The 20,879-nt window shown below is 39.9% G+C and carries 25 protein-coding genes and 1 tRNA gene; 15 read left to right on the top strand and 11 right to left on the bottom strand.

The window, feature by feature from the left end; genetic code table 11:
• Positions 1 to 11: 11 nt before the first annotated feature.
• Both C1N53_RS11075 and C1N53_RS11070 read right to left on the bottom strand, forming a co-directional pair.
• Positions 12 to 572 (bottom strand): recombinase family protein, encoded by a 561-nt coding sequence (locus tag C1N53_RS11075; protein WP_137759372.1) that lies wholly within the window; start codon positions 570 to 572, stop codon positions 12 to 14.
• 178 nt (positions 573 to 750) lie between these two features.
• Positions 751 to 1,158: a hypothetical protein gene (locus tag C1N53_RS11070; protein WP_137759371.1), complete on the bottom strand. Its 408-nt coding sequence runs from the start codon at positions 1,156 to 1,158 to the stop codon at positions 751 to 753.
• 289 nt (positions 1,159 to 1,447) lie between these two features.
• Here C1N53_RS11070 and C1N53_RS11065 point away from each other — a divergent pair, with 289 nt between their 5' ends.
• On the top strand, positions 1,448 to 1,930 hold the full coding sequence (locus C1N53_RS11065) for a hypothetical protein (protein ID WP_137759370.1): 483 nt from the start codon (positions 1,448 to 1,450) through the stop codon (positions 1,928 to 1,930).
• A gap of 59 nt (positions 1,931 to 1,989) precedes the next feature.
• On the opposite strand, the gene C1N53_RS11060 is transcribed toward C1N53_RS11065, so the two are convergent.
• Positions 1,990 to 2,295: a hypothetical protein gene (locus C1N53_RS11060; RefSeq protein WP_137759369.1), complete on the bottom strand. Its 306-nt coding sequence runs from the start codon at positions 2,293 to 2,295 to the stop codon at positions 1,990 to 1,992.
• Between the two features lie 292 nt (positions 2,296 to 2,587).
• Here C1N53_RS11060 and C1N53_RS11055 point away from each other — a divergent pair, with 292 nt between their 5' ends.
• Genes C1N53_RS11055 through C1N53_RS11040 form a run of 4 tightly spaced genes read left to right on the top strand, consistent with a single transcriptional unit; the run spans position 2,588 to position 4,361 of the window.
• The gene (locus tag C1N53_RS11055) at positions 2,588 to 2,800 is read left to right on the top strand and encodes a helix-turn-helix domain-containing protein (RefSeq protein ID WP_137759368.1); all 213 of its coding nucleotides are present in this window, start codon (positions 2,588 to 2,590) and stop codon (positions 2,798 to 2,800) included.
• Positions 2,797 to 3,312 (top strand): hypothetical protein, encoded by a 516-nt coding sequence (locus tag C1N53_RS11050; RefSeq protein ID WP_137759367.1) that lies wholly within the window; start codon positions 2,797 to 2,799, stop codon positions 3,310 to 3,312. Before C1N53_RS11055 ends, C1N53_RS11050 begins: the two co-directional genes overlap by 4 nt.
• A gap of 3 nt (positions 3,313 to 3,315) precedes the next feature.
• Positions 3,316 to 3,834: a PD-(D/E)XK nuclease superfamily protein gene (locus tag C1N53_RS11045; protein WP_137759366.1), complete on the top strand. Its 519-nt coding sequence runs from the start codon at positions 3,316 to 3,318 to the stop codon at positions 3,832 to 3,834.
• Between the two features lie 5 nt (positions 3,835 to 3,839).
• Positions 3,840 to 4,361 (top strand): hypothetical protein, encoded by a 522-nt coding sequence (locus C1N53_RS11040; RefSeq protein ID WP_137759365.1) that lies wholly within the window; start codon positions 3,840 to 3,842, stop codon positions 4,359 to 4,361.
• Here the strand turns inward: C1N53_RS11040 and C1N53_RS11035 are convergent.
• The 3 genes from C1N53_RS11035 to C1N53_RS11025 all read right to left on the bottom strand — a co-directional run bounded on the left by C1N53_RS11035 (position 4,358) and on the right by C1N53_RS11025 (position 6,619).
• Positions 4,358 to 5,155, bottom strand: a complete 798-nt coding sequence (locus tag C1N53_RS11035; RefSeq protein WP_137759364.1) for a site-specific DNA-methyltransferase — start codon at positions 5,153 to 5,155, stop codon at positions 4,358 to 4,360. The genes C1N53_RS11040 and C1N53_RS11035 overlap by 4 nt on opposite strands.
• Positions 5,156 to 6,124: a Dam family site-specific DNA-(adenine-N6)-methyltransferase gene (locus tag C1N53_RS11030; protein ID WP_137759363.1), complete on the bottom strand. Its 969-nt coding sequence runs from the start codon at positions 6,122 to 6,124 to the stop codon at positions 5,156 to 5,158.
• 78 nt (positions 6,125 to 6,202) lie between these two features.
• Positions 6,203 to 6,619, bottom strand: coding sequence for a hypothetical protein (locus C1N53_RS11025; RefSeq protein ID WP_137759362.1), 417 nt, complete (start codon positions 6,617 to 6,619; stop codon positions 6,203 to 6,205).
• Positions 6,620 to 6,934: 315 nt separating this feature from the next.
• Here C1N53_RS11025 and C1N53_RS11020 point away from each other — a divergent pair, with 315 nt between their 5' ends.
• The 4 genes from C1N53_RS11020 to C1N53_RS11005 all read left to right on the top strand — a co-directional run bounded on the left by C1N53_RS11020 (position 6,935) and on the right by C1N53_RS11005 (position 9,854).
• Positions 6,935 to 8,368 carry a hypothetical protein gene (locus C1N53_RS11020; RefSeq protein WP_137759361.1) on the top strand — a complete coding sequence of 478 codons (1,434 nt, stop codon included), beginning with the start codon at positions 6,935 to 6,937 and terminating at the stop codon, positions 8,366 to 8,368.
• Positions 8,369 to 8,473: 105 nt separating this feature from the next.
• Positions 8,474 to 8,875: a hypothetical protein gene (locus C1N53_RS11015; RefSeq protein ID WP_137759360.1), complete on the top strand. Its 402-nt coding sequence runs from the start codon at positions 8,474 to 8,476 to the stop codon at positions 8,873 to 8,875.
• Between the two features lie 22 nt (positions 8,876 to 8,897).
• Complete coding sequence (locus C1N53_RS11010; protein ID WP_137759359.1) at positions 8,898 to 9,398, top strand: hypothetical protein; 501 nt, start codon at positions 8,898 to 8,900, stop codon at positions 9,396 to 9,398.
• Positions 9,399 to 9,551: 153 nt separating this feature from the next.
• The gene (locus C1N53_RS11005) at positions 9,552 to 9,854 is read left to right on the top strand and encodes a hypothetical protein (protein ID WP_137759358.1); all 303 of its coding nucleotides are present in this window, start codon (positions 9,552 to 9,554) and stop codon (positions 9,852 to 9,854) included.
• A 225-nt stretch (positions 9,855 to 10,079) separates the two neighbouring features.
• Here C1N53_RS11005 and C1N53_RS11000 read toward each other — a convergent pair.
• Positions 10,080 to 10,153, bottom strand: a tRNA-Arg gene (locus tag C1N53_RS11000).
• Between the two features lie 184 nt (positions 10,154 to 10,337).
• Between C1N53_RS11000 and C1N53_RS10995 the strand changes: the two genes are divergently transcribed.
• Positions 10,338 to 10,757: an organic hydroperoxide resistance protein gene (locus tag C1N53_RS10995; RefSeq protein ID WP_137759357.1), complete on the top strand. Its 420-nt coding sequence runs from the start codon at positions 10,338 to 10,340 to the stop codon at positions 10,755 to 10,757.
• A 136-nt stretch (positions 10,758 to 10,893) separates the two neighbouring features.
• On the opposite strand, the gene sucC is transcribed toward C1N53_RS10995, so the two are convergent.
• Positions 10,894 to 12,090: an ADP-forming succinate--CoA ligase subunit beta gene (sucC, locus tag C1N53_RS10990; RefSeq protein WP_137759356.1), complete on the bottom strand. Its 1,197-nt coding sequence runs from the start codon at positions 12,088 to 12,090 to the stop codon at positions 10,894 to 10,896.
• A 239-nt stretch (positions 12,091 to 12,329) separates the two neighbouring features.
• Between sucC and C1N53_RS10985 the strand changes: the two genes are divergently transcribed.
• Positions 12,330 to 13,019: an ABC transporter ATP-binding protein gene (locus C1N53_RS10985; RefSeq protein WP_137759355.1), complete on the top strand. Its 690-nt coding sequence runs from the start codon at positions 12,330 to 12,332 to the stop codon at positions 13,017 to 13,019.
• A gap of 288 nt (positions 13,020 to 13,307) precedes the next feature.
• Positions 13,308 to 14,414 carry a T9SS type A sorting domain-containing protein gene (locus C1N53_RS10980; protein WP_137759354.1) on the top strand — a complete coding sequence of 369 codons (1,107 nt, stop codon included), beginning with the start codon at positions 13,308 to 13,310 and terminating at the stop codon, positions 14,412 to 14,414.
• 98 nt (positions 14,415 to 14,512) lie between these two features.
• Here the strand turns inward: C1N53_RS10980 and C1N53_RS10975 are convergent, their stop codons facing one another.
• Positions 14,513 to 14,740, bottom strand: a complete 228-nt coding sequence (locus C1N53_RS10975; protein WP_137759353.1) for a hypothetical protein — start codon at positions 14,738 to 14,740, stop codon at positions 14,513 to 14,515.
• A gap of 286 nt (positions 14,741 to 15,026) precedes the next feature.
• On the opposite strand from C1N53_RS10975, the gene C1N53_RS10970 reads away from it, so the two are divergent.
• From C1N53_RS10970 to C1N53_RS10960, 3 genes are all read left to right on the top strand, one after another.
• Entirely contained in the window at positions 15,027 to 15,395 is a 369-nt protein-coding gene (locus C1N53_RS10970) for a hypothetical protein (RefSeq protein WP_137759352.1), read from the top strand.
• Positions 15,396 to 15,557: 162 nt separating this feature from the next.
• Complete coding sequence (locus tag C1N53_RS10965) at positions 15,558 to 16,163, top strand: DUF3347 domain-containing protein (protein ID WP_137759351.1); 606 nt, start codon at positions 15,558 to 15,560, stop codon at positions 16,161 to 16,163.
• A gap of 25 nt (positions 16,164 to 16,188) precedes the next feature.
• Entirely contained in the window at positions 16,189 to 16,770 is a 582-nt protein-coding gene (locus C1N53_RS10960; protein WP_137759350.1) for an AraC family transcriptional regulator, read from the top strand.
• A gap of 80 nt (positions 16,771 to 16,850) precedes the next feature.
• Here C1N53_RS10960 and C1N53_RS10955 read toward each other — a convergent pair whose 3' ends face one another.
• The gene (locus tag C1N53_RS10955) at positions 16,851 to 17,261 is read right to left on the bottom strand and encodes a two-component system response regulator (protein ID WP_137759349.1); all 411 of its coding nucleotides are present in this window, start codon (positions 17,259 to 17,261) and stop codon (positions 16,851 to 16,853) included.
• A gap of 9 nt (positions 17,262 to 17,270) precedes the next feature.
• A complete protein-coding gene (locus C1N53_RS10950; RefSeq protein WP_137759348.1) occupies positions 17,271 to 20,615 on the bottom strand; it encodes a PAS domain S-box protein in 3,345 nt (1,114 codons plus the stop codon).
• Positions 20,616 to 20,879: the final 264 nt, after the last annotated feature.

Here is a 20,879-nt window from a genome sequence, read left to right as displayed (position 1 = left end):
TTGAAAACATCCTAAGCCCGCTCTTTTTGCTTTATATAGCTATATAGAGTGGGCTTAGTAATGCCAATCATGGTGCAAATTTTATCGACTGTGTGTTGCTTTTCGTTGTAAAGTCTAATAGCAAGCTCTTTTTTCTCGGGGCTTACCTTTGGAGGTCGGCCACCTTTCCTTCCCCGTGCACGAGCGGCAGATAAGCCGGCCATCGTTCGTTCCTTTATTAGGTTTTTCTCAAATTCTGCCATGCTGGCGAAGATATGAAAGACAAGTCTGCCAGTAGCGGTGCTGGTATCAATGGCTTCTTGCAAGCTTTTAAGTGCTATATTATGCTCTTCCAAAAAAATCATCCATTCTATTAGGTCTTTCAGTGAGCGACCCAATCTGTCGAGGCGCCAGACAGTGAGCGTATCCCCTGGGCGAAGCATATCTTTTAGTTTACTTAACTCAGGTCGAGCCGCAACTGCACCAGATATCTTATCCGTAAATATTTTTTGACAACCAGCCTGTGTGAGGGCGTCAATTTGCAAGTCCGTGTTTTGCAAAAGAGTAGAAACTCTGGCGTAGCCTATAATCATAGTAAATAAACTTGTTTAGCAAATATAAATATTTACTTTGATATATTTACTGAGTTTATTTACTTTTTGTGTGCCCTATACGCTTAGTATAGTTGGCTTGATAACATGTAGCTTAATAGTAAATTATACCACCGTTTATTTTACTCCTTATAGTACGTTGTTTAGAATGTAAGCTGTATTAATCTAAATCACTATTAGCTTTCGATATATTATTTACGAATTCAGAAAAATGCATTATCAATTTATCAGCCTGGGAAGAAGAGTCGAATCTGTTACTTGCAGGTGTAAATGTCACAGCTATTTTTAGAGGCTGAACTGTATGTAACTTCAATATTGGGTCAAAATATATTCTCAATATATCTAAATTAATATCCTGTGCCTTGCTATTCGATTTGATATAGTCTGTAACCGCACCAAAATAATCTTCCTCTGGCATCACCAAATCAAAGGTTGTGGCTCCTGGGATTTCATCTACAACGTGGGTTTGGTAACTTCCCTCTTGATTATTCACCTTAAATGGCTCAGGCCAACTACCGGATAATTCCTTATATTCTATGACATCTACATCATTCTTAGTTCTTTTCATGTTCAATACTTTCATTTTTTAGACGTGTAGTAAATACTGTCATAGCGAGCCTTATAACATCTCCTTTTGTAAGCTTTATGTTCCTTTGCAGGAAGAATAGTTTAGCCTTTTCGATTTGTAAATCAACGTCATTGTTCAACTTAACGCTGCGTTTTATATTTGGCATACTTATGTAATTTTATTTATGATATATATCATAAATAAAATATACTTTTCTACTATTATACCCATTCTTACAGGCGACCTACCATTCTACTTTTGATATATAATTAAAAGTAGAATAAGAAAAATGAAAATAAATAATGCTAACATAGATACTGAGATTGAGTACAGGATACCTGTTTCCCAGATTAATGATAAACATCTACGAGAGGCAACTAACAGTAACATACCTTATTTTTGGGAGTTTGGTGATTATCAAAGGAAAAGAAATGATAAATTATACTGCATCGTAGACTCGCACCTGGTACAATTTCCAATAAGAGAATTTGTAATGATTGCTTGGTATGACCATTACGAAAATAGAGGTGAAGATATTCCTGCCTCCGCTATATTTTATATTCACAAGAAAAGCAACAAAGTCTTTATGCTCCCAAATTTCGATTATCAGTTGCATGTAATCGCTGTGCCTATTGACTTTTCAGCACCGGAAGTTATGGATACAATTGAGGGAGGCGGCAATGATAGCTACCAAGTATACAGGGAGAGGTTTAAAAAATTCAACATGGTAAACAGAAAAAAAAGAATCAAATCAATCATAGGGGCTTTATGACAACGATTAAGGCGTTAGATAATGTAAAATGTTTAACGCCTTAATCGTTACCACACAATCTATTCCTTGCTACAACTTTTGATAGTCACTAAATTTAGGCCCACCATTTTTGCCATATCCCAATATTGTGTGAAAGTACCGGAGCCAGTTTCTAATATAGTTCTACGAGAACCTTCTTTGCATATAATATCAAATTTCCAGAACTGTGCTGGCATACAGGTAACATAAACTTTGATTAGGTAATCTTTTGTCTCGACAGAGCCTAAGTCAGTTTCTACACCAGTTTCACAAACAAATTCCCTTAATCCAAGCCCTAATAGCAACGGTAAATCTTCTTTGTAAGGAGTATTAATTAGGTCAAACATTGGCTTTATATATGATTTGACTACTAAGATAGAATTTTTGTTCTGTTGTAGTTTAATCTATGATGTATTTTTAATCCTACGCTATAGTTAATTGTATTCATCATTTCCTTCCATTTCTAATTGCACAACAAAATTTTGACCTGGGTTGACAAGCTTAACATCTTTTAATGAAAAAGAATTTAAGCGATACACGCCTTGTTTATTGGAAAGGCAAAAGCTTAAAGACATACAAATATTCGAATGATACTTATTGTATGTGGATTAGCGGTATCAAAACCAGGTTATTTGGAAAGTGGAAAGTGAACTTCTATCAAGATTTGGCAAACGGATTAGACAACTCAGAGTAGCCGAAGGCTGGACTCAAGAAGACCTTGCTGAACATACCCAATTTCATCGCACATACATTGGTATGGTGGAAAGGGGAGAGAGGAACATATCCATAAAAAGTGCAGAAGTGTTCGCTCGTGCCTTTAATATTCCTCTTTCCAAACTCTTTGAGCTATGATAACAGAAGCTACTCTCTCTGTCCTGGGAGATAGATTTCAAATTCGTGAACAAGTCGTAAATGTATTTCTCAACGAAGCACCCGGTAGAGGTAATGGAGATTTATGCTCCAAATACATCTACTATGTTGAAGATACAATAAGTAATAAAAGGATATTTCTAAAACGGCCAGCACGTCTTAATAAAGGCTTTGATTTTGAGGTACATGTTGAATCAACTCTTTTTGGTGACAAGAGAAAATCAACCAGGCCACGCCATATTGATATCTACACCGACTTATCGAATAAAAAGCTCGAATCAGCAGCCGAATATCAGAAAGTCAGACCACTTCTCACAAGCCTATACGATTGCCAAGAACTTCAACCAAGTGACTATAACAGCCTGAATTTTAAAACAGGATATCCGATTGATATGATGCTTAAAGCTATTAAGTGGCTTTTCATTGAACAGGACATCACCTATTGGAATTGGTCTGGACGAAGCATGTTTTATACATCATTAAATGAAATATAGATTATGATTAAAGGTGGAGTAGGTGGAGCAAACACTACCACGGGATTGGTTTTTGAACAGAAAACAAGCTTAGAAAGTGCTATTACAAAAATTGATGGCTATCGAGTTGTTGGAAGTACTGTGTATAAGGAAAATACAGTAGTTGGCACTTTATTAAGTAAAGGAAGCTTATATACTAAGTTACTTAAGCCACGTGGAATTGACTACAAAACAGTTATTTCTAAAAAGTTGCTTCCAGATGATGCGTATTTAAATCACACAAGTAACACTCTTTATATAATTGAGAAAAAGTATCAGCAAGGTGCAGGTTCCGTTGATGAAAAATTACAAACCGCTGATTTCAAAATAAAACAATATAGAAAGCTTTTAGCTCCACTAAACATTGAGGTGGAGTTTATTTATGTACTAAATGATTGGTATCTACAAGAGTGTTATAGTGATGTTTTACAATATATTACTGATGTAGGGTGTAGCTATTATTTCGGTAAAATACCGGTGGAAGTGTTAGGCTTAGGTGAGTAGGAGCAATGTCTAATTTGAGAAAGTATTCCATGGGTGGAGCTTCCCAGGTAGCTGATAAAGCCGCTGCTGATATAGAAGCTTTGTTAAAAAAGCAAGCAGTAACACTCGAAGTCATTAATGTTGAAGGCGACCCTGTTTATAGAGAAAAAGACATAGACCTTCTTTGGAAAGTAAAACTAAGTGATGGTACTTCTAAAACTGTAAGTATAGAAGTCAAAGGAGACCGATGGCACAAAACGGGCAACTACTTTTTTGAAACACTTAGCAACGAAGGAAAGGGTACTCCTGGTTGCTTTATGTATACAGAAGCTAACTATGTTTACTACTACTTTGTTGACGAACGAGAACTTCACATTTTGCCCATGCCAGCTACCAAGGAATGGTTTATAAAGCATCTACCAGAATTTAAGGAACGAAAGACTTCTACTCCTGTTGGTAATGGGGAATACTACGTTACAGTAGGTAGGTTAGTACCACGGCACATTGTTTTAGCTAATGTGCCGGGTGTAAAGATTCTAAAAATTTAACTGCTTATTAATATTGATTGTTGCTGCCTGGTAGCATCAAGTTCTTTTTTCCTGCATATACTTAAGTTTAGAAATTCTGGAGATATATCTGTTCCGATGTATCTCCTATTGTGCGTGTTTGCAGCTATACCAGTAGTACTACTCCCTGCAAACGGGTCAAGAACCAAATCGTCTTCCTGGGACGAGGCTAAAATTATTCTATTCAATAGTGACAATGACTTTTGTGTTGGATGTTTGCCACAAGTAGTTTCTTTTTTTGAGACAGCAGGCAAAGTCCAGACATCCTTCATTTGCTTACCCTGGTTAATAGACTTCATTAATTCGTAGTTGAAGTAATGAGCCTTATTCTGGTGCTTCCTTGCCCAGATAATATGCTCTGTTGAATGAGTGAAGTACCTGCACGATAAGTTAGGTGGTGGATTTGTCTTTTGCCAAGTAACTATGTTGAGTGTTTTGAACCCCAATCTTTGTAAAGCGGAGCCAACATCAAATAAGTTATGCATAGTGCAGCTTACCCAGATGGTTGCACTATCTTTCATAACATGGCGTACCGCTTCAAGCCATTGTTCAGTAAATTGAATTGTAGAAAGATGGTTTTCTTTTTTATCCCAATCGCCTTTGTTAACACTTGCTACTTTACCGGCCTTGATTGTAAATCCATCGTTGGACAGGAAATATGGAGGGTCAGCAAAAACCAAATCAACTTTCTCATTGATTTTAGGTAATATGTCAACGCAGTTCCCCAGATATAATTGAAAATTACTATCAGGCGAGTTATAATATACTTTATCCATTTAAAATAAAGAAGTTTGTAATGCAGCTTTATGTATGGATGAAATATCTCCTAAGACACTATCATTAGATATTATTAATTCAAAAATCTCGCCACGCCCACTACCCTTGGAGTTTATGGCTCTTTTAGCCTTTACTCTTTCAATCGTGTAGTCAGCGTATAACTGTTGAAAGAAGTTATTGCTTTCATCATTATTTGTTGTATCCGAATTGCTCTGTACAAAGTAAGCTTTCCCGCCATTAACTAAATCGCAGAAAGACTTCAATCTTACTTGGTCTTCGTCTACGAAACCTTCTTTCGCATATGAGTTAAATGATGCGGTATTACTTATTGGCTTATAAGGAGGGTCAAAGTAAAAGAATGCATCCTCATGAATGTATTCTTCTGTTGCTGTAAAATCAGTATTTAAAATTTCAACTCTCTGTAAGGCCGCACTATTTGCTCGTATTACTGAGGCGTTACATATGTTTGGCTTTGCGAACTTGCCAAATGGCACATTAAAGTTGCCTTTAGAGTTCACCCTGTACAAACCATTGAAACAAGTTTTATTTAAGAAAATCATTAGTGCGCTTTTGCGAATCGGATTATCTTTTATGCAATTAAACTCTTCTCGTTTTTCTAAGAAAAGCTGTTTTCTGTCTTCTTCTTCAGAAAAGCTAAAATACTGTTGCTCAAGCTCAGCTAATTGATTTATTAACAAGTCCGGTGATTGTCTTATTGTTTTATAACAATCTGTTAGTACAGGGTTAATATCATTAATAACAGCATGTTTAATGTACTTACCATATACCCTAAGCATAAAAAATAAGACAGCGCCACTTCCAGCAAAAGGCTCAATAAAATCTATGCTCTTTTTGTTGTGTAGACGTTGAATAAGCTTAGTTTCAATTGCCGGTAACAATTGAGTTTTACCACCGGCCCATTTTAAGAATGGTTTAATATCTGTTTCTTTTATTAAATTATTTGACATCTACTTTGTAAAGATTTGTAATACAAAAATAGTCAATATAGTTGAAGCCAGCAGGAAATATATGCTAAAGTACAAGTATCAGATAGATGTTGCGTAAGCAATAGCATCATCATAAGCACCTAAGTATTTAGTCGCTTTGATTATACTATTATTAAGAATAACCCATTCTTCTCCTATTCTGCTTCCCACAGTAGGTGTTTTGTACAGTATGCTGTCGTAAGTATCCCTTAACTTGTCTGCTATAAGTTTATCTAATACTTCATAGTTTTCACCACCCAGGTAACGGGTAACGTCATGATTAGGGAATAATTGCTCAAATGCACTGAACTGGTCAAGAGTAATGAAAGTGTTTTTAGGTGCTATTTCTAACATAAAATAATAGGAGCCGCCAACAATATTGATAGAGGGCCTTGTGAAAGTAAATATGCCTTTATCATTCCGCATGATATCATTGCTATCTCTGGACTTGTGATATACTCTTTTGAATTCATTCATGGTTCAATATAGAAGAAGTAAATGTACTTTGCGCTTAATTAATAACGTATCACCGGTTTAGACTTCAGTTAAATATAATAAAAGTAAGAGAACAATTAATAAGCTAATAACTAAATTAGATTGTAACCAGATAGTAAATATGATTTAATAAATAAATTTAAATAAAATATAAAATAATTTAATTCAATTAAATGGTTAATAACTAAGTGTTTTAACTAATAAACAAGGCTAAATATCATATATTATTAAATTGTACTTTATAAAATTTTAAAAACAAAAACGATTCTGATTATATAATGAAAAAATCAGAATCAAATGAATACTATAAACAACAGCAACTACGAAGAGATATACACACCTATCAATTTCGATTCCAAGGAAATACTAAAACAAGAAGGTTGGAAAGATTATGTTATCGAAAGACACCATCAGAAATTAGACTTCATTCTCCACCAGATATACATCAATCGAATCTTACACGATAAGTATGAGCGTGATGATTTTATAAAGCTATCATCTAAGCACCACATTGAACGCTATTTATACGCTGATACAACTATTAAATTAAAGCCATTGCTGTATAAGTATGGAGTAATCGAAGACAATGATTATTTCAGAATCGCCCAGGAGGAAAATGGCTTTCATGGCGAGTGCTTGGGATATAGGCTAACACCAAAGTATGATGTACAACATAGGCGTATATCAGTAGATAAACATTCAACTTTATACAATAACATCATCCGTTTTAGAAAAGCAGATTTTAAAAGACAAGACCAGGTTACGCAATGGATTGGCACTAATATGCAGAACATTGGTATTCGCAGAGATGATGCAATAGCCTATGTGGAAGAATGGTATATCAATGCCATACTGTTCTATAACCCAGATAATGTAAAAAAGAAGCAACTAAATGATGATTATCAAAAAATCATAGAGGGTAAAAGGGAACGCTATCTGTACATTATAAACGCAATCCATAATGGCTCCATCTTCCCGGCAAAGCGAGATGGTAGAGGGGAACGTGTACATCATGCAATAACTGTGCTTTGGAGAGAGCTTAGGCAGTTCCTTTTTTTAAAGAACAAGCCCGATGCTTTGCTATGTAACCTCGATGTAGCAAACTCGCAGCCATTTTGTCTGACTAAAATACTGTTAAATATATTTAAAGATAAGGCTATGCCTGATAGTGTTCAAATCTACACAAAAGAGGTGAGCCAAGGTACATTTTATCACTACATGGCTAATGTTGTTGGCTTGACCGGGAGTGACTTCTCAAAATTTAAAGTTGACCTTTTTGCTAATGTATTTTATGGTGAGAATGAGAAGACTTTTGATAGTAAGAGTGCGCAAGCATTCATGAAAGAGTTTCCATCTGTTTATCAGGTTATCGAAAATGAAAAACAGGGTAACTATAAGAAGCTTGCGGTTCTAATGCAGCGAATAGAATCAGAGGCCATTATAGATGGTGTTATGGTTGACTTGATGAACAAATACAATGATAAGTATTTCTTTACCTCGCTGCATGACTCTGTTATTTTCGAATACCATCCTGGGCTGGTTGATGAAATCAAAGAGTTGATGATATACCACATGAATAAGGTTGTTGGCCTTAAACCGAAAGTTAAACAGCTTGAATACTTCAATTTGCCACCAGCGACTGGCAGTGCGGTGCAGCAGTTCAAAAATGCAATAGAGATGTTTGACCATTACGATGCTTTATATGAGCATCAGGCAGCTTCCATTTTATAATTTGGCATTCAAGCTACCCAGGAAAAAATAAATGAAAATTTTTAAAACAAGAGTCTTTGTCAAATCTATAATAACCATCACAACATTTAATAAATAGCAATTGAAATGACAAAGAGTTTAATAATCAAATTTTTAGCGGGTATAAATGCAGTGGTAGTAGACCCAGGCGGTAATGATGGTGCTGTACCAGAAGTACTAATCCAGGCAATAATCGGAAACTGGCCACAAAGAATTGGCGACTTATGCCTTTATGCTACCAGTGACGAGCGTACAGAAGTGAGTAATTCTTATGTGTGGGTATATAAAGATGTAATTACTGGTTCACTATATGAGCTTGTCATGCAAATTAAAGACACTAAGATTATAGCGAGAAGAATTCCATTCTCGGACAAGTTTCTATTTGAGCAGCTAAGATATAAATCTCATATTAGTGTATTTAATGGTGTCAATCGTAATCGCAAAATTAAATTATATCTAACCGATAAAGGTCCAAGCGAAATCTTTTAATATCATTCAAGATACATTACACATGAAGGAAAATAGTGAACCATTAGTGAGCATAATTAAGCAGCAGCTATGGCAAAGTGGAGGTGTAGTAACAGACGAGATTCGCATCTTGATAGATGAAGACATTGAATCTAATCCTTGGAAATACGATAGCTTTGATGAAATCGAAGGTTATGCATCATGGTTAGAAGATTTACCAATCGACCCTCTTGAATATCACTTTCAACCAGAAATTAAACTGAAATGCGGTGGGGCTTTGATAGCATTTGAAGACCTGTATATGTATGCCTTCCGTGAAGACAGTAGTGGGTATGAAAATATTCGATACTGGGTATATAAGCATATAAGGACTGGTGAAATGTTTGAAGTTGCAGGTTGTTATGACATCTATGATGAATTTGAATCTTCGAGAGTAAGAAGAGTTAGCTCTACAGACAACGATTTACTTGAATTAGGCTATTTGCCTGATACAACTGGGTACAACAAGGTTAGTAGAAAGTACAGACTTGCATTTTTGCTATAGTGATTCCGGTGCCCAAAGCACCAGCGATAATTATAAAGTAAATGAAGGACAAAAGACAAATATAATGCATATACTTGTAAAGTACAATTAATTTGGCTGTTTTGTTGCATTAAACATTGAATAGTAATATATTTGTAGTATTAATTATGTCGTATGTTTAATTTACAAGAGCTAAAAGTGAGACCTATAAAAATAGAAAAGACATTAAAGAAATATATCCAGGATGGCCTTAATAGAGGCGCAAACGAATGTGGATTACTTACAACATTAAATGGTAAATGGGTTTTAACGATGGATAATGATGCAAGCAAAGCCACAAATTATTATTTGATTAGCTTTTACATTGATGGTGCCGCTTTTAATGCAATTAGGAGGCTACTCACTTCACAAGATAAGATGGGTGCATTGCGTAAATATGTTAGGAAGGAAAGAATTAACAACTTACTCTTAGAATAATACGTGATACGGTTATTCAAGTCGTAAATACAAGCTTCTCTTATACTATAACCGGCAAATGACGTGTGTAAATATAAATTTTCTTAAAGCCCTGTATCAAAACTTAATCTAACATCAGTATGTTTTAATCTAACATTTATGAGATAAGTTGGATTAAGCCACCTGTCTAAAAACACAAAACGCTGACTATCAGTATGACAGTCAGCGTAAGTGAATGATAAAATGTGCACCCGAGAGGATTCGAACCCCTAACCCTCGGAGCCGAAATCCGATATTCTATCCAGTTGAACTACGGGTGCTTGTGGTGGTGCAAAATTAGCAAGTATGTGCACAAATGGAAACTTTCTGCTTAAAAATTATCAAGAATTTCTACAGCTCAGGTGCTATGGCTTGCTCTTTGGTTTACATTAAACCTGATACCTAAAACATTACAGGTACTTTCATAGTTAAAAAGGGGAATGTAAAGCAAAAACAATTTAAGCTATGGAAAAACTGTATACAGCAGTAGTAACTGCTACAGGTGGCCGCCAGGGCCAGGTAAAATCTTCAGATGGAATCATAGACATGAAATTAGCTGTACCGGAAGGCCTGCTGGGCGGAAAAGGTGGAAGCACTAACCCGGAGCAGCTGTTTGCTGCCGGTTATGCAGCCTGCTTTCAGAGCGCGCTTTTAGTAGTGGCCGGTAAACACAAAGAAAAACTCGACCCTGAATCTACTGTTACAGCGCATGTTGATCTGAACAAAACAGATGAAGGAGGCTATGGGCTGAGCGTAAAGCTTTCAGTAGACCTGAAAGGTGTTGACAAAGAGAAGGCTAAACAATATGTAGATGAGGCACATGAAATATGTCCTTACTCAGTAGGCACAAGAGGCAACATTAATGTAGAGCTGGAAGTTGTTTAAGTCGGTTAACTTTTTAAAAAGCCAGAAGGCCTTGGGGCTGAGCTTTTTGGGGTTACCTGGCTTTTGCAGATCGAATTTTTATAAAACAGAAAAGGCTGCCTTTCGGGCAGCCTTTTCTGTTTTATAAAAAGGAATATTAAGCTTGCGCTAATACTTGCTTAACTTTTTCAGCAGCTTCTTTCAAGGCTACGGCAGAATATACTTTAAGGCCGGATTCATCAATAATACGGGCACCTTCTTCTGCGTTTGTTCCTTGCAGACGCACAATGATTGGTACACGGATATCGCCAATGTTTTTGTAAGCTTCTACTACACCATTGGCAACACGGTCGCAACGAACAATACCACCAAAAATATTGATCAGGATAGCTTTAACATTAGGGTCTTTCAGGATAATGCGGAAACCGGCTTCTACCGTCTGAGCGTTAGCACCACCACCTACATCCAGGAAGTTAGCAGGCTCACCGCCAGAAAGTTTAATGATATCCATGGTAGCCATAGCCAGACCAGCACCGTTTACCATACAACCTACATTACCATCCAGCTTCACATAGTTCAGGTGAGATTCACTGGCCTCCACTTCCAACGGATCTTCTTCTGAAAGATCACGCAGGGCAGCAAGGTCTTTGTGGCGATACAGGGCGTTATCATCTAAGTCTACCTTCGCGTCTACTGCTAATATTTTATTATCAGAAGTTTTCAGCACAGGGTTGATTTCAAACATAGAAGAGTCTGTTTCCACATAAGCCTTGTAAAGGTTGGTTACAAACTTCACCATTTCTTTGAAAGCTTCACCTTCTAAACCGAATGCAAAAGCAATTTTACGAGCCTGGAAGCCTTGTAAACCAACTGCAGGATCGATCCACTCCTTAATGATTTTCTCAGGAGATTTTTCAGCAACTTCCTCAATGTCCATACCACCTTCGGTAGAAGCCATGATCACGTTCATGCCTTTAGCGCGGTCCAGCAGGATACTCAGGTAAAATTCTTTTGGCTCAGAATCGCCAGGATAGTATACATCCTGTGCAACAAGTACTTTATGTACATCCTTACCTTCAGGGCCGGTTTGGTGTGTAACCAGGTTCATGCCAATGATCTGAGAGGATATCTCTTTCACCTGCTCCAGGTTCTTGGCAAGTTTAACACCACCGCCTTTACCGCGACCACCCGCATGTATCTGCGCTTTAATCACGTGCCAGCCTGTACCTGTTTCTTCAGTAAGTCTTTTGGCAGCCTCTACAGCCTGCTCTGGCGTTTCGGCCACAATACCTTCTTGTATGCGTACGCCGTAGCTTTTCAGAATGTCTTTAGCCTGATATTCGTGTATGTTCATGCTTTCAGTTTTATTGGACGCACGAAAGTAAGCCTTTATTGGCTTAAATTCAAGTAAAGCTATTTTAAATCTTCCGCACGCATTTAAGTATTACAAATGCCGCCTGTAAAGTAAGTTCCGGAGCTTTTTTAAGGAACTCCGGAAGTACAAAAAATAACCTTTATACCGATTTCTTACGTTTGTTTTGTAGCTTTGGAAGCTATACTGCTGAACCTTCAGATAAAACACGTAGATAACCAGTGCTTCAGGTAATAAATATTCAAAAAAAATACGGCTCTTTAGCTGTTCTAAAAGGTATCGATCTGCTTATCTCTTCCGGTGAGGTGGTGTCTATTGTAGGGGCTTCCGGTGCAGGTAAAAGTACTTTACTGCATATACTGGGTACTTTGGATACAGCTGATTCGGGGCAGGTGCTCTTCGATAACAAGAACATCGAAAAACTGAATGCCACAGAACTGGCGCGTTTCAGAAACAGGCATATCGGCTTTATTTTTCAGTTTCATAATTTACTGCCGGAGTTTACAGCGTTGGAGAATGCCTGTTTGCCGGGTTTTCTGGCGGGCAGGCCGGAAAATGAAGTACGGGAGCGGGCAAAGGAACTACTGCACATGCTCAACCTGTCGCACCGCTTGGATCATAAACCTTCCCAGATGTCGGGCGGCGAGCAGCAGAGAACAGCTGTGGCGCGGGCACTTATCAATTCTCCCCGTATTATTTTTGCCGATGAGCCCAGCGGCAACCTCGATTCTAAAAATGCACAGGAGCTGCATGAGATCTTTTTCCGTCTGCGCGAAGAATTTAACCAGACCTTTGTAATCGTAACCCATAACGAGCAGCTGGCTTCTATGGCCGACCGTACGCTTGTAATGAAAGACGGCCTGATTGTGCAGGAATCCCTGGATTCTTCTGAGCCGGATCAGGCAGAGTAGCCTAAGCCATTCTTTCCGGTATTGCTGTACTCTAGGCTTTGCAGGCCTGGGGCCTACGCTGCTGTCGCAAATTTTAACGCTTCTTTAACATTTTTTAACTCCTCCTTAACTATACCACAGGATTTGGTAAAGTAGCTTTGTTGTGTTCAGTTATACCGAATGCTCCCCGAATAAAACTATGAAAATGGCTCTTTCTGTATTCCTGTAGCCAGGCGCGGGTGCAGGAATACAGAAGAGTACAGATAAATGGGCAGGTATAACGAAATAAAAAAGCTTTAAAAAGTTAAAATGGAAAAGATGCTGAACCCTCGTATTCTTGTAGAATGGTTTTTACTGCTTCTACTCTCATTGCTGCTGAATTTCAATGCCACTGCTCAAAACAAAGGAACGGACAAGGCGGGTACAGACGAAAAGAAAGTGCGTATCAGGATGATGCAGACTATTGATGGAAAAACGTTAATTGTTGATACCCTTATGGCTGCATCGGATTTTGAAGCTTCTTTTGGCAAGCTGAAAGGCTTGCATGCTGATGCAGCAGCGCTCAGGCTGCAGATGAGGGAAATGCGGCGCCTGCAAAACCTGGATTCCCTGGCCTTCGCAGGAGGCAGGCGCCAGTTGTTTATTTACAAAAATCCTGTAGGAGATACGGCTTTAAGCAGGAGACTGAAAATGCTGGTGACAGATAGCCTGCACACCCGGTTTAAAAATGGAAACCTACTTCTGAACAGGTTTCCTGTAAAAGGCATAGATTCCTTAACCTGGAAAAGAATACAAAAAATAATAATAGCAGACAGTGCAGCAGCTAGGCTGAACAACAGGCTCAGGCTTAGCCTTAAAGGCGATACGATTATATTTAAAAGAACCAATCCTCAAATTTTACGGAAAGTACCCCAGGATTCCGGGCAGATTTTTCTGCTGCCTACTTTTAATAGTATAGCCGATACGCTGTTTATCATAAAAGGCAGGCATTATGATTCGCTGGCTCAAAAAGCAGTAAAATCGCTTAAACACATAAAAACAGGCGATGGCTACATCACTTCTGTTACCATCGTTAAAACCATGGTGGCCGATCTGTCTAAAGAGGAAAAGAGCACACTTACATCAGCGGGCGCTCCCGTAGAGACTCCTGCCACAGCACTAGGAGTAGAAGACTTCAGCTTTTATCCCAACCCCAGCGATGGCCGCTTCGAAATAGCTTTTAAACTGAAAAATGAAGCAACTGTAAAAATCAGGATACTCGATATAACCGGAAAAGAAGTGTACTCAGAGGCTTTGAAAGGAGTTGGTGGGGAGTATAGGCAGGCGGTGAATATCGCAAAATTAGGGAGCGGTATGTATTTTCTGCAGGTGATTCAAAACGAAAAATACCTAACAAAAAAGTTAGTAATACAGTAATTAAGAATAAGTTAGATTAGTTAGGAAAGCCCACTATATTTTATGGTGGGTTTTTTCTTTTCATCTGAACCTGGCTCTCAAGCCTATACTTAAAATGATTAATGATGGTGGTGATGCCCTCCATTTTGATTGTCGTCCCTGAGATTGGCTATAGTGCCCAAAATAAAGAAGGCAGTCCAGCAAATGTAAAGCGCCTCAAAATTATCGATTGTCTTGCCAATAAACAGGATGATGATATGTGCTACCAACGACATAATAAAGCCGGTTGCGGCAACAAATTGATAGGAGTTCATCTCCTGCGGATTGTATATTTTTGAAAGTTTCATGAGCCGCGCTTTAGCTGGTATCTGATTATAGTTGAGAACAGAGAAAGAGCAAAAGTGGTGCCTTTTCCTGATTAATTCTGTGGCAAAGATAGCAGTTGCCTGCTGTTTTATGGCAGAGTCAACGAGTTCTGTCGGTAAATAAACCACTTTATAGGTGTACCGGATTATCCTTTCTAAAGTTATAAGATACAAGCCACGCTACAAAACCTTCTCTGTCTAATGTGCCGGCTTCCGAACAAGTGGTGTTGCCAAGCGTATAGCTATAGGAACTAATCAGAAATAAATCATGGCTAATAACGATAAAGTAAACGACAATGCAGATAATGTAAAAAGCGTGAATGACGACTATCATAAACGCGTAGGCATGAATAACAATCCGGATCCATCGGCCAAACGAAATATTGGCCCAAATGGCGAAACAGAACGGAGAGGCCAGAAAGATAAGCTGGAGAATATGCACATTGGTGGGAATGAAGCTACTGGTTATGGTGCCAATACCCAGGAAAACATAGAAGCAAGTGCCCAGGGACCGGGTTTCGAGTTCGAAGGCAGCGATACAGCTATGGACGATGATGTAAACGGCGTGCGCAGCAGCCAGCAAGGTTTTGGCGAAGATGAAGCCAAGAGAGATAATGCAGACCACAGTCGCAGATAAAATATAAAACAAACAAGCGGATAAAAGGCAATGGCAGTGGCAATAGCTACTGCCATTGCCTTTTATTTAGCAGCATCAGGGCGGGAGAGTATCCGGCTATCGCTATATCTAAGTGAATTTTAATTAAGTTTGTAGTGTTTTAAATTCTATAGCATCAGGAATATGAAAAAGAATGTTTTAAGAATTGCACTATGGGCAATGGTAGCCGGAGCAGGCACATCAGGAATGGTAGCCTGTTCGGGAAACACAGATAACACGGAGAATACCGACCAGCTGAAGCAGACAGAAGAGGAAGCAGCAGTAGAAACAGTAAATGCGAAATACAGCACTCCTGAGGGATTTGTGAAAGCAGCCGACAGCTACCTGGCCCTTAAAGATGGCTTAGTGGAAAGCAAGGCTGCCGAAGCGCAGCTAAGAGCAAGCGAGCTGGTAGTAGACCTGCAAAAAGTAGATGCCTCTGCCCTGGAAACCGAAGTGGCAGCAGAGTGGACTAAAATGGCCGGCACTTTACAAAACGACGCCAATACTATTGCAAGTACCACCGACCTTGCCAGCCAGCGGGAAGCCTTTACCAGTTTATCGAACAACATGATTAAAGCGGTAGAGACATTCGGAGCAGATAAAACCATGTATCTGCAACATTGCCCGATGGCAAACAATAACAATGGCGGCAGCTGGCTTAGCAGTAACGAAGAGATCCGTAACCCTTACTACGGAGACGCGATGCTGAAGTGCGGAGAAGTTCAGGCTGCTATAAACACAAAATAGTTGAGCAGGTTGCCTGTTCTGTTATATGGCTTTATACGCGCTACATATCAAAAACATGGTTTGCCCGCGCTGCATAAAAGTAGTGGGGGAGGAGTTGCAGCGCTTAAACCAACCTGTGGCAGAGGTAAAGCTCGGGGAAGCTTTACTGAGCCAGGAGCCATCTGATAAAGCGCGTAAAGAAATAAAAGAAGCCTTAGCTGCTAACGGCTTTGAAGTACTGGAAGATAAAAAAGCAGAGGTGATCGAACAGGTGAAGCGTGCTGTCATCGCGCTAATCAGAACGGGGCAGGTAGAGCATCTGCAGACCAATATATCGGATTACCTGTCGGAGGTTACCGGTAAAGAGTATACCTATCTGAGCAGCGCTTTTTCAACTGAAGAGGGAACTACAATAGCCAGGTTTGTGATGCTGCAAAAAGTAGAGCGGATTAAGGAGTTGGTAACCTACAACGAGTTAACCTTAAGTCAGATAGCCTATCAGTTAGGCTATAGCAGCGTGGCTCATCTATCTAATCAGTTTAAGCAGGTAACGGGGCTTACTCCTTCCGAATATAAAAAATCGGCTTCACATCCGCGCAAACCTTTAGACCAGGTACTGGATAAGTAGCCGGAAAAGGCGGAGCATAAATAAAAAACCTCGCTATGAGTATGGTAGCGAGGTTTTTTTATGATGCCAGGCATGAAAGCTTACACCTGTATAAATTCTTCTTTGATAAAATTAAGGATTTCAGGTGACAGGGGCTTTGAGAAGAAGTCTCTTACTTCCTCATGATTTTTTGCACTCACAATATCCTTTCTGTCTACGGCAGATGAGAGCATAAACAGGCAGCAATTCTTCGTTGCTTCTACAGGTAGTTTCCGGTATTCGTCAATAAACGACCAGCCATCCATACCCGGCATGTTGATGTCCAGAAAAATTAAATCAGGAAAGGAAACAGCTCCATCTTTGGTTGCATCTTTTAAGAAAGACAATGCATCCTCAGCCATCTGGAAACTAATTACCTCTTCAGCAAATTTTTCATTCCGGATGATGCTCTCGCAAACAAAATTGTTCACCTGATCATCATCTATCAAAATCACTTTTTTTAGAATACTCATCTACTACACTTAGTTCTTAAAATAAATACTGAAGGTAGTTCCGATATTTGGTTGACTTTCCACTTCCACTTTCCCACCTAAAAGCTCAGCCTGAGTCTTTACAAGGTGCAGGCCAATTCCTTTGCCTTCTGTTTTAGGGTGAAAGCGTTTATACAGACCAAATACCTTTTCCTTTTCCTTCTCCAGGTCGATGCCCAAGCCGTTATCGCTAACGCTGAGACAAATATAATTAGGAAGTAGGAAAGTTTTAAGTTTTAACTGCAACTTTCTTGTCGGGCATCGATATTTAAATGCATTGGTAATAAGGTTTTGCATGATGCTGTGTATGTAACTCCTTACTGTTGTGACAGTTGGCGCTTCATTAAAGTTGAAATCGATTTCAAAATCTGCCCCGGTAACATGGTCTTCTATGCTGGATAGAATGTCTTCGTACATATCCTGAAAATGTATTTCTTCCCTTACCTTGGTAAGCTCGCTCCGTACTGTCAGGATATCGTTCAGGTCACGTATAGTCGCATCCAGTAAATTCGCTGATTTATACAGGTTATCAATAACAGTATGGTTAATCAGGTCGTCCGGAGCTTGCTTGTTATAGATAGAAGTAAGACCCAGTATATTAGCAATCGGCGCCCGAAGGTTATGCGATACAATATAAGCAAATTGCTGCAGATTCTGGTTCTGTTTCAGCAGTTCGTCTGTCAGTTCTTTTCGCTTTGTTTCAGCCTCTTTATATTGCGTCATGTCAGAAGCAGAGCCGTCGATACGTATAACCAGGCCATCTTCGTTCCGCAAGGGAGAAAGCCTGAACATAAGCCATTTTACTTCACCGTCACGCCTTGTTATGCGCAATTCGCACTGCTGCCTTTGGCCGGCATACAGGGTCGGCAAAATTTGCTCGAGCAGTAACGATCTGTCTTCCTCAAACATCATTCCCCACCACAAGTCGGTATCCTGCAACAGTTCTTCTTCATAATACCCTGTCAGCTCATAGCACTGCGGGCTTATATAGGTCAATTCAAAGTTACTGTCAGCAGAGAAGATAATCTCCGGAATGTTCTCCAACGTAGACTGAAGCAGGTTTTTAGCTTCTCTAACATCTTTTTCGGCTTGCTTACGCGCAGTAATGTCCTGTACAGAGCCGGAAATTTTCACTGCGTTTCCTTCGTCGTCGCAGTAAACTTCGCCAATCTCGAATAATACCCGCTCCGATTTGTTTGGCATTACAATACGATGTTCTACCTGTATCAGCGATTTTTCAGCTATCGCCTTATTGAACTCCGCCTGTACCTGTTCACGGTCAGCAGGATGTATAAGCAGCATGAAATTATGAAATGTAGGCCTGAAGGTTTCCTTCGAAACGCCGAAGATTTTGTACGCATCATCAGGCCATGACATGATATCGCGTTTGATGTCGTATTCCCAATTGCCGAGCTGTGCCAGTTGTTGCGCCCTGGCCAGTTGAGACTCGTTCCGTTTTATAGTTTCGAGCACCTGCTTCTGCTCCGAAATATCCAGGATGCTTAAAGACACCGCCAACACATCTTTGCTGGAAGATAAAACAGGCCGGAAAGCTATCTCATGCCAGTAGTCGCCCCGTCCGGACTCATACAGGATTGTATCGCCTTGCATGGCCTTTTCATGGTTCTGAATGATCTCGTCTTTCAGCTCCGAACTGATAAAGTTTAAGATGCTTTCTCCCACTTCCAGCTTTTTAAGAAGGTGCTGGCGCACTTCCTGTGCTGCCACCGCATTGTAGAGTACTACATTTAAATCTTTATCCAGCAAGTAGATAGCCTGAGGTGAACTGTCAAGCAAAGCGCGAAGGTTTGCTTCGCTGTTTGCCAGCTTATCCTGGGCCTCTTTCTGGTGTGTGATATCAATAAGGGTTCCGTTCCAGATAATCGTTTTGTTTTCGCGGAGCGTAGGCAGGCCGTGGCCACGTATCCAGCGCCACTTGTTTTCCAGTGGTTGCCACTGCCGGTATTCAATTAGCAATGGAGTAAGGCTCTGATAAGACACTTCCAGTGCCTGGCCCAACTTTACCAGATCGTGGCGGTGAATTGTTTTAAACAAAGTCTGTGGATTAGCCAGGATATCTTCCGGGGTTAGGCCGGAAAGCGCTTCAATACCATCACTGATAAATGTAAAGGCATAGCTGGTGGCATTGGTTTGCTGCATCTGAAACACAGCTCCCGGTATACTGGAGCTGACTTCACGCAACTGCTTCTCGCTTCTTTCGAGCATGTCGATAGCACGAAGCCTGTCTTCGATATTTACGGCAGTTACCAGCCTTGGGTGTATCTCGCCGTGTACCGGCATAGCGTGAGAGCGTGTCTCAACAGGAAATACGGAGCCGTCTTTGCGCATGTGCTGCCAGTTACCAGAAGCAGTAGCCCATTTATCAGCCTGGGTAAGCTTAAGCAGTAAGTGCGGGATGTCCTTTTTAGGGCGAATATCTAAAATGGTGGATGACAGGAATTCTTCGCGGGTAAAACCGTATTCTTTCAGCGCAGCCTCGTTGATTTCCAAAAAATTATAAGTATGCTGGTCGAAGAGCCACATCGGGATTGGGTTGTTGTCGAAGAGCATTTTGTACTGCCGCTGGCTTTCGCTCAGTGCATCCTCCAGCAACTGCCTTTCCTGGATTTCCAGGCTAAGCAACTCATTGTCTCTTTTCAACCTTCTGAACACTCTTTGCACCAATGTTGCTGCCACCAGAGTAGCACCCAGGGCCAGAAGCAAGGCCATTCCATAAACATTTACAGCATGGCTGATTGCACCGATTGTTTCATTCCCGTTCCGGCGCATGGTTTCACGTACATTGTCGCTTAAGCCGGAAAGGAACTTCTGGTGCGCCTGAAAAGCAGGCGTCATGATCTCGTTGTTAAAGAGGTGCGCCTTTTGGTCTCTGCCCTGCCTGCTATATGTAAGGAGTGTGTTTAACTGCTGGTTAAAACGGTTCCGTTCCTGGATAAACTGCTCCAGAAGCGCTGCGTTTTCATTTTCCTGTAGTAAGCCGGACAGCAGTAGTATGCTGGAGTCGCTTTTTTGGATGTTCAGGGCAATTTGCTGCTCATAGGCATGCTTCAGAAGCGGGTCGTTTGAGCTCAGGTGTGCCAAAGCCGCATTATAGGTAGCGTCTTCGTTATGGTTAAGGGTGTTTATGATATCCAGTTTTACCAGCGCTTCCGAAACAAGGCTGTTGTAGTTTTCCTGAACGTTCTTTGCCCCCAAAAAAGATAGTACGCTTAGAGAAAGTAAGGTAATAGCGAGTATACCAAACGCAACTGCTACATACCTTGTTGTTTTCCCGTTCTGCCGGAGCAGAGAAAACTTATTTGCAGATACATTCATTTTTTAGGACTGATCCTAATTCTTTGGCTAAAAGAACTAAGTGTTTTGATTAAATCAACTATTAAGTTTAGTGATAAGGATTTGTATGTAGAACTATTATACATACCCTTTTTAAGGGGTTAATAGTTCCACCTGTATCTATTGTTTCAAAGCATGCCAGGAATTCCTGGCATTATTCGGGCTACGGGCGAGGTGTTAAAAAGTTGTATAATGCTAAACTTGTTTTGTAACTGGCTGGTTGATAGATGTAATTTTGAAAATAGG

This window comes from Pontibacter sp. SGAir0037, from assembly GCF_005491705.1.
Taxonomy (GTDB): Bacteria; Bacteroidota; Bacteroidia; order Cytophagales; family Hymenobacteraceae; genus Pontibacter.
This window is presented reverse-complemented; position numbering and strand designations above follow the sequence as displayed.

Excerpts from the sequence above, each read along its gene's own strand:
- C1N53_RS10970 (WP_137759352.1), top strand. The coding sequence starts at position 15,027 with ATGGCTAATAACGATAAAGTAAACGACAATGCAGATAATGTAAAAAGC.
- C1N53_RS10960 (WP_137759350.1), top strand. The coding sequence starts at position 16,189 with ATGGCTTTATACGCGCTACATATCAAAAACATGGTTTGCCCGCGCTGC.
- C1N53_RS10950 (WP_137759348.1), bottom strand. The coding sequence starts at position 20,615 with ATGAATGTATCTGCAAATAAGTTTTCTCTGCTCCGGCAGAACGGGAAA.
- C1N53_RS11045 (WP_137759366.1), top strand. The coding sequence starts at position 3,316 with ATGATTAAAGGTGGAGTAGGTGGAGCAAACACTACCACGGGATTGGTT.
- C1N53_RS11070 (WP_137759371.1), bottom strand. The coding sequence starts at position 1,158 with ATGAAAAGAACTAAGAATGATGTAGATGTCATAGAATATAAGGAATTA.
- C1N53_RS11040 (WP_137759365.1), top strand. The coding sequence starts at position 3,840 with ATGTCTAATTTGAGAAAGTATTCCATGGGTGGAGCTTCCCAGGTAGCT.
- C1N53_RS11015 (WP_137759360.1), top strand. The coding sequence starts at position 8,474 with ATGACAAAGAGTTTAATAATCAAATTTTTAGCGGGTATAAATGCAGTG.
- C1N53_RS11025 (WP_137759362.1), bottom strand. The coding sequence starts at position 6,619 with ATGAATGAATTCAAAAGAGTATATCACAAGTCCAGAGATAGCAATGAT.
- C1N53_RS11065 (WP_137759370.1), top strand. The coding sequence starts at position 1,448 with ATGAAAATAAATAATGCTAACATAGATACTGAGATTGAGTACAGGATA.
- C1N53_RS10980 (WP_137759354.1), top strand. The coding sequence starts at position 13,308 with ATGGAAAAGATGCTGAACCCTCGTATTCTTGTAGAATGGTTTTTACTG.
- C1N53_RS11005 (WP_137759358.1), top strand. The coding sequence starts at position 9,552 with ATGTTTAATTTACAAGAGCTAAAAGTGAGACCTATAAAAATAGAAAAG.
- sucC (WP_137759356.1), bottom strand. The coding sequence starts at position 12,090 with ATGAACATACACGAATATCAGGCTAAAGACATTCTGAAAAGCTACGGC.
- C1N53_RS11030 (WP_137759363.1), bottom strand. The coding sequence starts at position 6,124 with ATGTCAAATAATTTAATAAAAGAAACAGATATTAAACCATTCTTAAAA.
- C1N53_RS11010 (WP_137759359.1), top strand. The coding sequence starts at position 8,898 with ATGAAGGAAAATAGTGAACCATTAGTGAGCATAATTAAGCAGCAGCTA.
- C1N53_RS11020 (WP_137759361.1), top strand. The coding sequence starts at position 6,935 with ATGAATACTATAAACAACAGCAACTACGAAGAGATATACACACCTATC.
- C1N53_RS11060 (WP_137759369.1), bottom strand. The coding sequence starts at position 2,295 with ATGTTTGACCTAATTAATACTCCTTACAAAGAAGATTTACCGTTGCTA.
- C1N53_RS10955 (WP_137759349.1), bottom strand. The coding sequence starts at position 17,261 with ATGAGTATTCTAAAAAAAGTGATTTTGATAGATGATGATCAGGTGAAC.
- C1N53_RS10975 (WP_137759353.1), bottom strand. The coding sequence starts at position 14,740 with ATGAAACTTTCAAAAATATACAATCCGCAGGAGATGAACTCCTATCAA.
- C1N53_RS11050 (WP_137759367.1), top strand. The coding sequence starts at position 2,797 with ATGATAACAGAAGCTACTCTCTCTGTCCTGGGAGATAGATTTCAAATT.
- C1N53_RS10965 (WP_137759351.1), top strand. The coding sequence starts at position 15,558 with ATGAAAAAGAATGTTTTAAGAATTGCACTATGGGCAATGGTAGCCGGA.
- C1N53_RS10995 (WP_137759357.1), top strand. The coding sequence starts at position 10,338 with ATGGAAAAACTGTATACAGCAGTAGTAACTGCTACAGGTGGCCGCCAG.
- C1N53_RS11035 (WP_137759364.1), bottom strand. The coding sequence starts at position 5,155 with ATGGATAAAGTATATTATAACTCGCCTGATAGTAATTTTCAATTATAT.
- C1N53_RS11075 (WP_137759372.1), bottom strand. The coding sequence starts at position 572 with ATGATTATAGGCTACGCCAGAGTTTCTACTCTTTTGCAAAACACGGAC.